This window comes from Tengunoibacter tsumagoiensis (assembly GCF_003967535.1).
Lineage (GTDB): Bacteria > Chloroflexota > Ktedonobacteria > Ktedonobacterales > Ktedonobacteraceae > Tengunoibacter > Tengunoibacter tsumagoiensis.
This window is the reverse complement of record NZ_BIFR01000001.1, coordinates 3078472-3093985: the sequence shown is the minus strand read 5'-3', so window position 1 is coordinate 3093985 and position 15514 is coordinate 3078472. Positions and strand designations below refer to the sequence as shown.

Genomic DNA, 15514 nt, shown 5'->3' with positions numbered 1-15514 from the left:
TACAGGGTGGTGAAACCTTTTCATGAATGTCGACTCATTCGAACAGATCCTAAAGGAGGACTGTATGCGCTGTATCGTCACTGGTGTTGCTGGCTTTGTTGGTTCTCATCTTGCAGAACGCCTGCTCCATGAGGGGCATGAGGTCTGTGGCATTGATGCGTTTATCGACTACTATGATCGGAGTCTGAAAGAGCGTAATCTCGAGGGGCCACGCTCCTGGCGACGTTTCTCTTTTGTCGAAGGGAATCTTGTTGATCTGTTTCTACGCCCTCTGGTCGAGGGAGCAGATTGGATCTTTCATCAGGCGGCTCAGGCAGGGGTTCGCGCCAGTTGGGGTGCCGAATTTACACGGTACACTGAGTGCAATGTTCTGGCGACTCAGCGCCTGTTAGAGGCAGCTCACACTGTCGGTGGCGTCAAACGGATCGTCTATGCATCCTCCTCTTCCATTTATGGTGATACAACCACTATGCCAATTAGCGAGGATGCACCCCATCATCCCTACTCACCCTATGGGGTAACCAAGCTAGCAGCCGAGCATCTCTGTTCGCTTTATCATCATAACTTTGGTGTACCAACTGTCTCTCTACGCTACTTTACTGTCTATGGGCCACGTCAACGCCCCGATATGGCCTTTCATTGCTTCTGTAAGGCGATTCTGACCCGCGAGCCGCTCCATGTTTTCGATGACGGCCTCCAGACGCGAGATTTCACCTATGTCACGGACATCGTCGAGGCCAATCTGCTGGCCGCTACCCAGGAGGCCGCAATTGGTCAGGTTATGAATATCGCTGGTGGCTCACGCGTCTCTGTGCAAGATGTCTTACATCTACTCCGTGAGATCAGCGGCAGCCCCTTTCAGGTAGTTTTTGAGAATAAACAACATGGCGATGTACGCCACACCTTTGCCAGTACCGAACGAGCACAGACGCTCCTTGGCTATCAACCACAGGTCCCGCTTCGCAAAGGACTGGCGCACGAGTTTGAGTTTGCACGCTCACTGTATCAGTCATCACACAAACAATTGCAGATTGCGTGACGATTACTTGTCATCATAGGGTCGCTGTCCTGGCAGCTCTCTCAGGCTACTGGAGCAGCGCCCTTCATTTGCACGCTATAGATTATTAAAGGAGCTGTAAAAACTGATGGGTACACCATTTCTCACTCAGGAATCTCCACCTGACTATCAATCACCTCTACCGCTTCATGCGGCTGAACGATCACATATACGTCCACCAGCTACCCCTCCTCAACATCCCGAACGTAGCCGCTGGCTCAAATTTGCGCTCCGGCTGAGCTGTACTGTTCTCCTGTTTGTGTTTTTATTACGTTCCGTCTCCTGGACGGCGGTCGTACAAAATATCCTTCATCTAGATACTGGATTGCTCTTGATTGGATTGGTCCTGGGTATGTTCGGAGTGATCGTGAGCGCCTACCAATGGCAATCGCTATTGGATACTGAACAGATTCATTGGGATCTGCGCCGTTTAGTCAATCTCTACCTGGTTGGCCACGCATTCAACCATTTTCTCCCTACAGGCATGGGAGGAGATATCGTCAAGGCCTATTACGTGGGAAAAGAGAGCAAAAATGCTGCTGGTTCGGCAAGTGCGGTTCTACTCAGCCGTGGGACGGGTTTTATTGGGATGCTCGCCGTTTCTATCCCTTCTGTCATCATCTGGCATGGGATCTTCTCGCGCGAGATCATCTGGCTTTTTCTGCTCTCAAGCATCTTACTCTGTGCCATCCTGGGAGCAGCTTACGGAAGCGTCCTGCTCCTCCCTCGCTTTCTGAAGATCCACTGGCTGGAACATAAGATGATCTCATCATTACTTCGTGTGGGTCAGGCGATTCGTGGAAGTCTCTCGCATCCGCGTTCGATGGCTATCGCGGTGGGCTATGGGCTCATTTTCCATCTGATCTCAGCCCTCAATTATTATGCCTACGCAACTGCCTTGCACCTTCAGGTACCATTTGCCTTCTACCTCGTCGCTATACCCTTTGTGTCATTGATTGCATTCTTGCCCTTTGCCATCAATGGCTATGGGCTACGCGAAACTGCCTTCGTCTCCATTTTTGCGACTATGCATGTCCCAGTTACTACCGCATTGGTCCTGGTTCTGCTGGCTGATGCCCAGGGACTGCTCCTGGGAGCTTTAGGTGGATGCATTTACCTCTTGATGGGAGCCCGCAAAAAAGAGATTTCTGACTCTTCTTTAACTTTGACATCAAAAGAACTCACAGCCTGAACAATTTTGCCGATGGAGAGAAAGTGAGCAGGTTCTCCTACTCACGACACACCTTTCTACTACCGACAAGATATGAGCTGCACATTCTCTGTCCTGGCAGCTTATACCAACGGAGGGAGCACAACAACAATGAGCGATCGGAATACCCAAACATTCGATGATCCCATACAATCTGATGCAGAGACCTCACCCCAGTCGAATTTTGAGGAGACTGCTATCATCTCTGCTGTCACCCATAAACGCGCCAGACATGAACCGACAAGTCCGACAAGTCCGACCAATCCAGGATTGTCTCGCCGTAAACCGTCGAAAAAGTTGCTACTGACAGGGGCAGTCGTTGCTGCCTTGCTGATTATCGCTTCCCTGAGTCTAACTGTTGCTTATAAGTACTGGGCCATTCAGCGTGATGTCACCGCCTTCCGCATTAACAAACAGCAGTTGGCCACCCAGTTCATCGGTGGAGGCGGCGTGGTCTACCCTCTCCAACAGGTGAATATTACGTATCCTGTGGCCCAACGCGCTGTCTCTATCCTGGTAAAAGCTGGCGATCAGGTGAAGTCCGGACAGGCTCTGATCAAGTTAGATACCGTTCAATTGGATGCAGAGCTCAATCAAGCTTCAAGTAATGTCAGTGCCGCACAAAGCTACTTAAATTCTGTAGCAGGGGCCTTTCCTTACAATGCCGTAACAGTTGCCGCAGCGCAGCACGATCTCCAGGTAGCTCAGAACCACTATAATGCGTTGATAGCTCAGACTTCTGCCCGGGATGGCAATCTGATTGCCCCTATCCAGGGCACGATTACCGCGATTAATGTGAACTCTGGACAGGCCTTTGCCGCAAATACCATCCTTCTCACACTCATGGATCAATCAAGCGTGGTCGTACGTGCGAAGATCCCTCTGAACAACCTCAATTCTATCCATGTGGGGATGCCTGCTCAGGTGAGCCCATCAGCTCTCCCGGACCTCACGTTGACCGGAAAAGTAGCTCAGATTATTCCACAGGCTGATCCGCAGACCGATACTTTTGGTGTCTGGATTCAGGTACCTAATACACAACAGGCGCTTCTCGCAGGTATGAACGCCTTTGTCACCGTCCAGGGCCAGGTCAATGCCTTTGTTGTTCCTCGCCTGGCTGTGCTTAATCCTGATCATGAGTCATCGGTCTTCGTTATTCGCGATAATCATGCCTATATGCAGCCCGTTCATGTGGTGGGTCGATCCGACAATACCGTGTTTATTGATTCAGGATTGACGCCCAATGAGCTGATTGTGCTCCTTCCTTTAAATAAAATTCTTACCAATGCACAAGAGATCCATATTGTTGCAACAGAACAGTAAACACACGACTGGAAAGTGAGAGTCATGATGATCCCACAACACTCCTGGCGCTTGCTGATGCGCCAGGCTCCTTACCAGATTGTGATCCCTTCTCTGGCTGGCCTTGTGATGCTTACAGCAAGCTTCTTACCCTGGCTCGATGATCCTTTACATAGTTTAATGCTCGCCTGGCAAGTTCCTATCGACCTGGCATGGCCTATCCATCTGGGCAATTATGGCCTGCTCTGCCTCTGCTGTTCCCTCCTGGCCGGTTGGATCGTCTGGCGGCGCTGGCAACAGCCTCAGTTACACGGTCGTGAAGCTCGAATCTGTCAGGGAGCAGGACTGTTTAGCCTGCTTCCAGCTACCTTATTCGCGCTTCAGTACCTCTACAACGATATGGAGGGTGTGGCACTGTTGAATCGGAATGAGCGACAGGCGATGCTTATTCGTGGCCACTTTGGCTATGGCAGCTCGGCTCAGTTCTTTCCAATCCAGTTAAGCTCACTTGATCCATTGGATCTCTCCAGTCGGGTGCTGTTGTTTTGTAATCAGGTTGGACCAGGTTTTTTCACTTCTCTGGTTGGCGCTCTGCTATTCTTCATCGCTGCCAGACAGTTTCCACGCTCCACAATGCAGCAACGGCGCTCACGGTGGACGCCCTGGATTGTCAGTGGCATGGCGATGGGCTTTCTGCTTCTATTGGGACGGGGACCTGCCGCGCTCATATGCAATTATGAAGCTCAGCATCTGCTCTCCATTGGAAACTATGAGAACGCGCTTACCTGGCTGGACTATGCTCAAAATCTCAACCCATCCCTGGCCCAACTTCCATCCTATCAATTGGAACGTGGGCAGGCCTGGTACTATGTGTATCCCAATCAGCCTGTTCTGTCTAGCCGGGCTTACCTCGCCTCTTTCTATCGCCAACAAAACGATTTTCTCTCTGCTTATCAAGAGTTACGCGAAGGATTGATGGCAACACATAATCAGGTACCGGATTGGTTTACAGATGAAGTCGATCTTACGCTACAGAATCTGTCGGAACAACCACATCCACTCAATGGAGCCGCTAATCTGCGCGTTCCAGGAGAAGAGCCATCCATAACCTGGTTGAACGCTATGCTTCAGGCCGATCCCAACAACGTCTATGCCCATTATATGCTGGGAAGATTATATTATGATCTGCATGATTATACTACCTGCGATACACAGATGAATGTTGTGCTTGCCTTAAGTGCCAATAGCGATATCCAGTCCTCTGCCTATACGTACCTTGGATTAAGCAAAATAGGCGAAGGAAAATACGTTGAAGCTCATGATGATATGTTTAAAGCTCAGGATTTAGATCCTGAATTTCGCAATAACACGGCTCGTGAGGAGATCTCGGGGCTGCGCTAGGCATCTTTGCCTGGCCCAGTCCACCGATCTCCGCAGCGTATGCATTGGATTGAAAGGTGGCTGTGTGTGATTTCTTCTACATTACGTCCAGGTGAACAATCTCCACCCCATCCAGTTGTGCAACGACGCAAACCGAAACAACAGCGTCTCTTGTTTCAGCTCCTTAGCTGGTTCTGCCTCTTGTTAGCCTGCTGCGGAGCCAGTTGGTTTGCCTTTCAAACATTTCTCGTTCCACAACCCAAAACGTTTACTCCAGATTGGCAGAATGCTCGCTGGATTCAGACAAATGATCCTAAAGCAGTGGTAAGCTACTTCAGGACGACGATGGTTTTTGATGCTCCACCTGAGAATGCCTTTATTACGATCGCTGCAAGTCAGGTCTTTCGGCTCTATGTCAATGGGGTGTTCGTTGGCTCTAATACGCTCGACTTTGTTCAAGGCCAGACTCAGCAGACCTATATGTTTGATCTCAGCGCCAGTGTCACTGTTGGCAAAAATGTGATTGGGATACGCGTTGCTAACGTTGATAATGGCCATCCCCAGCTCCGCGCAACGATTGGGACAATGTGGGGAAACAAAACCAAATATTATCCCAGCGATAATACATGGCAGATGACGAGCGATTCAGCGCTGGCACAGCCAAGAGGAGCTGCCAGCATCTATTCCTGGTCTGTACCAGCCTTTGATGCCAGCCGCTGGCCCAATGCTCAATATGCGACGACTGCTCCTGCTCCTGCTCCACTTCTGATGAATCCTCTCGTCTATACTCAACCGATGCCTACGCATTGGATCAGCGATGGAGCCCGGCTGGAAAGCTTCTATGTCCGACAGTTCTCGGTGACAAATAGCTTTGATAACGCGCTCTTACGCATTGTTGCAACGGGTGAGGCGCAGGTGTTTATCAATGATCACCTGTATGCGCAGTGGAATGGGCTGGTCAATATTCCTCAGGTGAATGCTGTTACCTACCTGAGCACAAACGGGCAACCAGCTCCCTATCGCAACGGCCTGTTGATGGGGGTCTATGATGTCACTCCGTACATTCATACAGGTACGAATACGATAGCAATTCATGTGCTGGCTCCTGGCTCTGCGATTGCAAAAGTCGGCCTGGATTCGCTGCGTAGTGCGCTATCAGCCGATATGCTTGTTGGCTCAGGCACCAACTACACGAACTATACGAATCCTCTTGCCAATGACAATGGCTGGCATGCCTCTTCACACTCCGTAGCTGGCTGGACCAATGCCAGCAATGCCGTCTTTTCATGGCATATTCCCGCGACAATCGGTCGTCCAGGTTCTAGCCATGCTTTCTACTTGCCCGATAGCAATACCCCTCGCAATGTTCAGGTTATCCCGGCCTCTCAGATTGCTGAGGTCTGTGGGTGGAGTAGTCTGGGCGTCCTTGTTTTCTGGTTGGCATTCTCACTCCTGATGCTTCGGCGTTACTATCCAACCAGAAAAGCGGCACTTGCTGCCGGAAGCCTGATCTGGTTACCCGCTCTGGCATTAGAGATAACGCTCGTGGTGCTTGGACGCCAGAGCTCGCTCCCACAGCCCTTTCCCTATGACTGGCAATGGACAACTCTGCTTCTGGCGACGGTGGTGATAAGTGCCTCTGGCTTCTGGTATTCACTACGTCAACAATCACGCCAGCAACCTGTTACCTACCAGGCACCTCCACGTCGGGTACGAGCGCCACAGACGCGCAATCAGCAGGTCCGCTACTGGCTCCAGCACAATTGGGCAATCTTGCCTGTCTTCCTGCTGGGCCTGGTCATGGTCTGTTATCAACCCGATTACGAACCCTATTGGCAGGACGAGCTTTCGAGCTTCTATGCAGCCCGTTTCATTATGGCTCATGGGTATCCCGCCTTCATTTCGGGGTTTGTCTATGCCAAAGGAGAGCTCTTCTCCTACCTGTTAGCACTGTTTTTGAGCATTGGAGGGACGACAAATCCTATCGTTCCACGCCTGATTAGCATTCTCGCCTATATTGCAGGGCTTCCAATTCTGTATGTTACGGTCAGCCGTCTCTTCAATCGCAGAATAGCGTGGCTGGCGACGGCTATGTTGGCGTTCTCTCCCTATGCTATGACATGGGCGCGCCAGGTACGTATGTATGAGCTGGCTCAGTTGATGGTGATTATTGTCGTGGCGACGCTCTACTGGGCCTTGCAGTATCGAGAGAAGATTAAACCGGTCTTTATCGCGGTCGGGACGATGTTAATTGCTTACTTCAGCCATGAAGAGGTGTTTATCATTCTCCCTGCGATTATTCTCAGTGCTCTGGGTGCAAGCCGCGAGGGACGCTACGGCATGCCATCCATTATGCGCAAAAAACATTGGTGGCTGGCTCTCTTGCTCGGAGCGACGGTGATTATTATCCAGCTCTCAATTGTGTTTCTGAGTCATCCACCAAAATTTGGCTCGGATCAGAGTCAGCGCCCACAGATTGCGCCGACGCTCAATAATATATCCTACTACTATCATCTGCTCTTTGCACCATTCCCACCGAAGGATGGTCCCACTCCCTGGGTCGTCTCAACACCCTTCATTGCGATCAATGCTTACCTGGCTCTCTTAGGGTGTGTGGTGGCTTTTATACGCAAAGATCGTCGCCCACAATATGTTGCCACCTTTTTGATCGTTTCCAGTCTCACGCTGGCCTGCATCTTTACTATGGAGGCTGATCGCTACTATTATCCTTTGCTTCCACTGCTCTATACTATGGCGGCTTATGGTTTCTGGCAGGTCTTACAGTTTCTCTGGCATATCATGCGCCCTCTGCTCGCTCTGATGAACAGGCAACGGCAGCCAGGGTCGTCTCTTCCCTTGATGGTACGTATAGGGACTGGCATGACGGCTGGACTGCTCTGTGCCAGTGTGCTTTTGATTCCAATGTTACCGCTTAGCAACTCTAACCTCTTTCTGAATCGCATCATGGGGACACCTTATCACCATCATTTTGCTGACTATGATAATGCAACCCAATATATCAAAGATCATGAGCAGCCTGGAGATTTCGTGATTGCCGCCTCACCTGCGGTCATTGCGACCTATTACCTTGGACATGTTGATGCCTACTTCTCGGTGGATCGAGCCCTCTTCCTGTTTGAAAAAGGCGATGGCAAGATTATTGAGACCACAACTGGCTCTCATGCTCTTCTCAATCAAGCAGATTTCCAGACTGAGCTTGCCATGCATAAACGCATCTGGTTGATATCAGACAATGGGGGATATCAAGGGGGCGTTACCAAAAATGCGCGCTTCAATTTTCCTCCTCCTGACTTCCGGACGGTCTATGAAGGCTATGGCAGTGCCGTCTACTTCCGTAGCACTGGAAACTAATGTTTGGATCAGCTAGACCGATACCTTTCTATAGGCTCAGTTGCTTATGCTGAAAAGAAATGTAGGAGAAGGATGATGATAATAAAACCAGGAGCTCATGTGGCCATCTATGGCTTCTTTGCGCTCGTTCTACTGACGGTGGTCAGTTGTGGCGAGTCACCTCACGCGGTGAAGGTGGCTCCCAAACCACCACCTACAACCTCGCCACAACAGGCATCACTTCCTGGCACTCCCATTCCAACGCCACAGGTGAGCCAGCTCTCTCCTGTTATCGATCAGCTAACCCAACAAGTGCTCCTGAATATTCGGGAGCACGGTTGGAATGCCTCTGCGATGGATCATGGGCAAACAACTGGCGGCCTCTACATCAACTGGAAGATGGATGATCCATCCCAGACCAATGCCCTGAAAACTGGTTCCGATGGTGAGACCTCGGGGAGCCATGATCCACAGGTTGAGCTGTATTACTTAAATGCTCTGGCCGAATATAAGACGCTCCATCCTCAGGATCAAAGTTTCAATGGCGATATCCAGAAGGCTCTCCCCTATATTCGAGCAGATTTTGCAAATTATAATGTTCCCAAAGGGTGGATCTACTTTTACCTGTTGCGCGATGGATCGCTCTTACATGATGATCAATTGGTGAATGAAGCTCATCTCGCGGCAACCAATTTCTATACCCATTGGTATGATCCTAATGCTGGCCTGGTCTACAACCGCGCCCATAGTCCCGGCGTCTATAATACCGAACATGCTCTTAATTGCGCCGCCGCTCTGATCGATGCGGGCAAACGTTGGAATGAACCAACCTGGGTGACTGCCGGTGAGGAGGGGATCGATCATGTCATCTCGGTCGCTCTTGATCCTCAGACCCATCTCTTCTATAACAATGTCAATGTCCTGGCTGATGGATCTCAGCAGGTCCTCAATCATCAGGCCAAACCCAGTACACAGGGCAATGGGGTTGAGGCGCTGCTGACGGCATATAATCTCACGCACAATCAGCACTATCTGGATGTGGCAGGGCAGGTGCTCCAGAGTATGTTTTCCAGTCGGCTCTGGGATGATGTCAATGGTGGCCTCTTCTTCGCTCTTGATCTGGATACCAATGTGCTTGAACAAAGCTATAAAGAGACACGAGCGCAGACGCTCTCGCTGATTGCACTCCATCGCTACAATCTCTTGATGCATCAACTGGGTCAGCCACAGATCCAGATGGAGAAAGAGACAAAGCTGATTGATGTGCTCTCCCATAACTTTTATCAATCGACGTATCATGGCTTTTTTTATCGAATGACGCCCACCTTCCAGGTGTATCGCAGCCATGCTGGCACTGGTATCGGCTATGAAGATTACTTCACAACCGAGGCTATGGGGACGGCTCTCGATGCACTCCAACAGACGGAATTTGCCTCATTGAGCATTTAATTGCACGCTCAATGGAGAGAAAGTAGGCAGATCGATGCAACAACTCTCATCAAAACCTGATTATTCAGCCCCTTTGGAACCGGAGCAATCTGTCCTGTCAGATAGAAGACCTCCCCGTAGTCTGGTCTGGTCATATCGGCTCCTCTGGCTCACATTTTTCATCTTTTTTGCCTCGACCGGCGCAGGCAAACTCTGGGATCGCTATTGGCATGCCACTCATCGCTTTGACAACTTCTGGTCTCCACCCCATTTCTTTGTCTTTATTATGACGATGATTACTGGCCTGCTGGTAGCGACAATTGCCTTTACTCCACGCCTGAATGCGTGTTTTGGGCCCTCGATTCGGATGCCGGTCCTACGAATGAAAGTGGCGGGGCCGCTGGTCATTCTTGGTGGTGGGCTGGTCGCTCTAACTATTACGATTATGCTCGATAACTTCTGGCATTCGGCCTTTGGATTGGATGAGACGCAGTGGTCGGTGCCGCACGCAATGCTGGGCTGGTCCTGGTTTACGATTATCATGGGCTTTGTGGCGGCTCGTATCGCATTTCGTGCCTATCGGCCCATCAATTGGCTGACAACACTGATCATCTCGCTACTGTTTCTGGAGTTTGTCTGCCCCGCTATCCTGGGACCGTTCTACCTGAATTACTCGCCGCATCTGGTCCAGGCGCTCAAGAATATTCCGATTGTACGTACTGAGCCGTCGGCTCAACATATGTATCACATCTACCTGCAATTCTCGTTGACGCGCCAGACAAGTCCGCTCTATATTCCACAGGTTGCGTTCTTTGCGGGCCTTGCGATGGCCTTTCTACGTGCTTTAGAGAAGCGCGCTCGCATCTACTTGCTCGCTCCATTTCTCTGGTCGCTGCTGCTGATGGGGCGCGATCTCTATACACTGTACTTTTTACACTATCGTGGCATTGTCCATGTCAATCAGATTCTACCTGTAGCGCTTCAGGAGCCCTCGCTCTGGCTGCCGATTCCACTCTTTGCAGCCGTTCTGACCTTTACGCTGCTGCACCGTACCAGCTTTACGGAGACACGCTGCTATCTGCTCAGTGGCATCGTCTTTGGAGTGTGCACATTTGGCATCTGGCACGATACGCCCTGGAAGGTCCTGCTGGCCCTACCAGCTGCCCTGACGGTTCTAGGCGGGAGCTACGTTGGTAAATGGCTCTACAGATTGATGGAGAAGCCAACGCTGGAGGATCTGATGCGCTTCCTGTTGATTACCTGCGCCCAGATTCCTGCTCTGCTGGGCGTGGTCGATCTGTTTTTGCGACGCTCAACCCCTTTTCCCTAAAGGTGTATCAAGCGCCTGGCCTCTTTCATAAAAGTGCCTGAGATTGGCATTGAAGGTCTGTCTTCTTCAAGATACGTATAGCTTTCTTTGAAGAAGACAGACCTTCAATGCTATGAAAGGTTACAAGATACCTATGTATAATTATCATGCCAAGATATTGCTATCATTCACTGTATGAATTTCAGCTGAATCTCGTCACTTCGCTGGTCGCGGCGTCAGAGCATCCTGAGACACAAAGACATCGTACGTCTTCCCATCAGCCTTGAGGAACGTTCCACTGCCATAGGCGGCCTGCACAAAGGGATTGGTCCAGGATTGATTCTGCACCGTTGTAAAGAAATTATCATCCCCCCCATTCAGTTCGACCACCGTTCGCTCGGCACTCCGCTCCAGATTTGGATCATCGTAACGACCTTCCAGACGCGTAATTTTAAAGCCAGAGTGGACGCCAATGATATTCATCCAATCAGGGAACTTCACAATGTCACCCTGGAGCATCCACTCGTCGCCATAGACACCGTATGTCTTCGTGGTCGTCGTGCCATCGCTGTTATAGAGAGTCAGATCAAGGCTCATCTGATGCTTAAAATTCGCAATTGGCGTCGCACGAACGGTCGCGACCTTAATATTATTGGTCAGGCCAAGATAGGTCTGGACAGCAAATGTCAGCCAGAGCAAAGAGATCGCGAATAAAAGAGCAATAATGCCGCCAATGCTATGTTTCCAACGAAAACGCCTCCGGTGCTTCCATCGTCCGTAGATACGCCCCCGCTCATCCTCATACTCTTCCCACTGTTTGTGCAAAACAAACAGCCCCATGACCGACCAGATTAGCAGACCAATCCCTGCAATTGCAATCAATAATAAAACTACTTGCTGCCAACCCAGCTGTAGTGGTACGTTCATTCTGGTCCCTCAACCTTTCGAGATCGATTCCTCTCAAACATTACCCTCAAACATTACCAATGATAGCTCCCATATACTATACGCACAAAAAAGAAGTTTCAGCTCACGAATTCTTCCGCGAAAGATGTAAGACCGGGCGACAGGGTCAATTTCTAAACGTGCGGCACAGAGCTCTTCTCTTCCTAATTTTAAACAAAAGCTCATCAATTACTCTAGAGAAAACCTCCCTCTTCCCATCGATCATAAGATGAGTTTATGCTGGGGTTTGCCCGAATGTACCCCTATCCCCATTTCGTTCGTTCATACATTAGGGATCTTTTTTCTAGATCCTGCTCTATGCGAATCAATCTTTCATCTCAACATTTGGAGAGATTTAATTATGCAACAACCACAGGCTATTATCTTTGACCTGGATGGGGTTCTGACCGATACGTCCGAATATCATTATCAGGCATGGAAGCATCTCGCCGATGACGAGGGTATTCCATTCACCCATGAAGAGAATGATGCCCACCTTCGGGGAGTAGGACGTCGCGATTCTTTAATGTACCTGATTCGCGGTCGCCAGTACTCTGAAGAACAGATACAGGAAATGATGAACCGCAAAAATCAGTATTACAACGAGCTTATCAAAAAGATGTCACCTGGTGAGGTTGTCCCTGGTGGCCAGGCCCTGCTCGAAGAGATTCGGAAAGCTGGCATCAAAACCGCAATTGCATCTGCAAGCAAAAATGCAGATATTGTCCTTGATCGCTTAAAGATTACGTCTCTCTTCGATGGAATTGCCGATGGCTATAGCGTTGTCAATGGCAAGCCAGCCGCCGATATCTTTGTCTATGCAGCGGGTCTCGTACACGTACCAACGCATAACTGTCTTGGTGTAGAAGACGCAGATGCCGGGATCGAAGCCATTAAAAACGCTGGCATGCGAGCTCTGGCGATCGGGCCCAGCGAACGCTTCAAGCGCCCGGATAAGGTCATTCCAACACTCGCTAATGTTCGTTTACAAACGCTTCTTGAGGTCTAAAGATGCTCACCAGCAAAACAGAAAACATTCATACGTCTGAAGGAGAGACAGCACCTCTCTGGACGGTTTATGAGGATAGCTTTGATCCAACGCTCAAAAAACTTCATAGTCAGGAGACCGTCTATACGATTGGCAATGGCTATTTCTGCACACGTGGTACCTTTGAAGAAGGCTACCCACGCGCCGATACAGCCACTCTTCTCTATGGTGTCTTCGATCAGGTACCCATTGCCAAAGAAGAGCTTGCCAATATTCCCGATTGGACTGAGATCAAGCTCTTTGTTAACGATGAACGCTTCCGTCTGGATCGTGGCACGATTCTAGACTATCATCGCTCTCTAGATCTTACACAAGGGCTACTCAGTCGCTCAGTCTCATGGGAGAGCCCCAATGGTGTTCGGATCAGCATCAACTCCCAACGCTTTGCCAGCCTTGCCGATGAACATGTAGGGATCATCCGCTTCAGTATCACTGTTGACAGTACTCCTGATGATCAGCCGGCGGAAATCTTGATTCGTTCGTCCTTCAATACGGCTCAGGGCAATTATAACCTGATGCATGTGGAGACGGTCGATCAGGCTCATACAGATGATCTGCTCTGGCTCCATACGGAGACAAAGCGCTCGCTCGTGCAACTGGCTCAGACGATGAGCTTTACCTCCGATAGAACCGATTTCCGCAAGGAGATCCTGGATTCGGATATCTCGCCCAGCATTCGGCTCTATGGCAGTCTGAAGCCCGGAGAATCCCTGACCACCGAGAAAGTGGTAGTGATGTATACATCGCGCGATGGGACAGATGATGTTATTCGGACTGCGCTTGAACATCATCGAGCACTCCTGAGCGCTGACAATGTCTCTCAGTCGTACAATGGGCAGTTCTTGTTTGAGTCCTTACTCACCACACAGCGCGAGGCCTGGGCACACTTCTGGCAAGAGGCGGATATTCTGGTAGAAGGCGATGATAAGGCCCAGGTCGGGCTCCGCTATAGTCTCTACCAGCTGCGCATCAATACCTCCTCTCATGATACGCGCTATAGTATCGCTGCTAAAGGGCTGACGGGATTTGGCTATCGCGGCCACGTTTTCCACGATACAGAGATCTTTATGCTTCCTTTCTTTACCTATGTCCTCCCAGATATAGCGCGCAATCTCTTGCTTTATCGCTATCATCTCTTGCCAGCAGCACGCAAAAAGGCTGCCAGCAATGGCTATGAGGGCGCACAGTATCCCTGGGAGAGCACTCTGAGCGGAGATGAGACGACGCCTCCTTCCATCATCCATCCAGAAACGGGCGAACTGATTCCTGTTCTCAATGGCTTTATTGAACTGCACATCACCTCAAGCATCGCTCATGCCACCTGGGAGTACTGGCGCGTTAGCGGCGATGATGATTTTCTACAGGAGTATGGCGCTGAGGTTCTGCTCAGTACAGCTCAATATTGGGCCAGTCGCGTCGAGAAAAATCCTGAACGTACAGAGTATGAGATTACCAATGTGATCGGACCCGATGAGTGGCATGAGCATGTCAACAATAATGCCTATACCAACTATATGGCCCGTAACAATATTCAGTGCGCTTTACAAGCTCTGGATTGGCTAAAAACCAATTCCCCCACGAAGGCTCGCCAGCTCGTTCAGCAACTCAACTTGACCGACGAACGCCTGGCCTACTGGCAGGATATCATTGAACATATCCGCATCCCACAAAATCCAGAGACTGGTCTGTTCGAACAGTTTGAGGGCTTCTTTGATCTCCCAAAACTTGATCAGAGTAAGTTTGAAGGTCGTAAAGATTCCTATCAAGGTATTCTCGGTGTCGAGGTGGTCCAGCGCTATCAGATCGTGAAGCAGGCCGATGTGCTGATGCTCTTGACGGTGCTGGAGCGCGAGTTTGATCTTAAAACAAAAGAGGTCAACTGGGATTATTATTATCCCATTACCGATCATGCCTACGGGTCATCGCTCACACCAGCCCTCCATGTTATTCTGGCCTCTCAATTAGGGCGAACAGCAGATGTGGTAAAGCTGTTCTTAGCCGGTGCGCTGGTGGATCTGGAGAATCTCCGCGGTAATACGCCCGAGGGTGTTCATGCCGCCTGTGCTGGCGCCGTCTGGCAGGCTGCAATTCTAGGAATTGCAGGCTTACGCGTAGACGAGCATGGCTACACAACAAATCCGCACTGGCCTGATGGCTGGAAACGGCTCGCATTTAGCTTTAAGCATAAAGGGGAGGCCATTCACGTTGATCTCCATCGCTAATCCACAGTAGATCACTGAGACAGGAGAGGTCGAGTTCTTTAAGGACCCGACCTCTCTTTCCAATTGCAGAAAATTTCTCTACAACACCCCTTGACAAGATCGTCAGGTCGCGATATTATATACCCCGTGATGAGCCTACCGGAAATAACTGGGAAGCACACATCTCACAAGGCGCATTCGTCTAGCGGTTTAGGACATCGCCCTCTCAAGGCGGAGATCACGGGTTCGAATCCCGTATGCGCTATCTCACTTTTATGAGGCT

Annotated in this window: 10 protein-coding genes and 1 tRNA gene; 10 read left to right on the top strand and 1 reads right to left on the bottom strand. The window is 50.2% G+C overall.

Features of this window, described 5'->3' with window-relative positions; genetic code table 11:
- The first annotated feature begins 64 nt into the window (after positions 1 to 64).
- From EL628_RS12240 to EL628_RS12210, 7 genes are all read left to right on the top strand, one after another.
- Entirely contained in the window at positions 65 to 1039 is a 975-nt protein-coding gene (locus EL628_RS12240; RefSeq protein WP_126580225.1) for an NAD-dependent epimerase/dehydratase family protein, read from the top strand.
- 106 nt (positions 1040 to 1145) lie between these two features.
- On the top strand, positions 1146 to 2249 hold the full coding sequence (locus EL628_RS12235; protein WP_126580224.1) for a lysylphosphatidylglycerol synthase transmembrane domain-containing protein: 1104 nt from the start codon (positions 1146 to 1148) through the stop codon (positions 2247 to 2249).
- 129 nt (positions 2250 to 2378) lie between these two features.
- Positions 2379 to 3590, top strand: coding sequence for an efflux RND transporter periplasmic adaptor subunit (locus EL628_RS12230; RefSeq protein WP_161975454.1), 1212 nt, complete (start codon positions 2379 to 2381; stop codon positions 3588 to 3590).
- 24 nt (positions 3591 to 3614) lie between these two features.
- Entirely contained in the window at positions 3615 to 4970 is a 1356-nt protein-coding gene (locus EL628_RS12225; RefSeq protein WP_126580222.1) for a tetratricopeptide repeat protein, read from the top strand.
- Between the two features lie 66 nt (positions 4971 to 5036).
- The gene (locus EL628_RS12220; RefSeq protein ID WP_161975453.1) at positions 5037 to 8321 is read left to right on the top strand and encodes a glycosyltransferase family 39 protein; all 3285 of its coding nucleotides are present in this window, start codon (positions 5037 to 5039) and stop codon (positions 8319 to 8321) included.
- A gap of 72 nt (positions 8322 to 8393) precedes the next feature.
- Positions 8394 to 9749, top strand: a complete 1356-nt coding sequence (locus EL628_RS12215) for an AGE family epimerase/isomerase (protein WP_126580220.1) — start codon at positions 8394 to 8396, stop codon at positions 9747 to 9749.
- Between the two features lie 34 nt (positions 9750 to 9783).
- Positions 9784 to 11058 (top strand): hypothetical protein, encoded by a 1275-nt coding sequence (locus EL628_RS12210; RefSeq protein WP_126580219.1) that lies wholly within the window; start codon positions 9784 to 9786, stop codon positions 11056 to 11058.
- Positions 11059 to 11253: 195 nt separating this feature from the next.
- Here EL628_RS12210 and EL628_RS12205 read toward each other — a convergent pair whose 3' ends face one another.
- Positions 11254 to 11964 carry a hypothetical protein gene (locus tag EL628_RS12205; protein ID WP_126580218.1) on the bottom strand — a complete coding sequence of 237 codons (711 nt, stop codon included), beginning with the start codon at positions 11962 to 11964 and terminating at the stop codon, positions 11254 to 11256.
- Positions 11965 to 12343: 379 nt separating this feature from the next.
- On the opposite strand from EL628_RS12205, the gene pgmB reads away from it, so the two are divergent.
- From pgmB to EL628_RS12190, 3 genes are all read left to right on the top strand, one after another.
- Entirely contained in the window at positions 12344 to 12991 is a 648-nt protein-coding gene (gene pgmB / locus EL628_RS12200) for a beta-phosphoglucomutase (RefSeq protein ID WP_126580217.1), read from the top strand.
- Between the two features lie 2 nt (positions 12992 to 12993).
- Positions 12994 to 15252: a glycoside hydrolase family 65 protein gene (locus EL628_RS12195; protein ID WP_126580216.1), complete on the top strand. Its 2259-nt coding sequence runs from the start codon at positions 12994 to 12996 to the stop codon at positions 15250 to 15252.
- Between the two features lie 170 nt (positions 15253 to 15422).
- A tRNA-Glu gene (locus EL628_RS12190) sits at positions 15423 to 15496 on the top strand.
- The last annotated feature ends 18 nt before the right edge of the window (positions 15497 to 15514 follow it).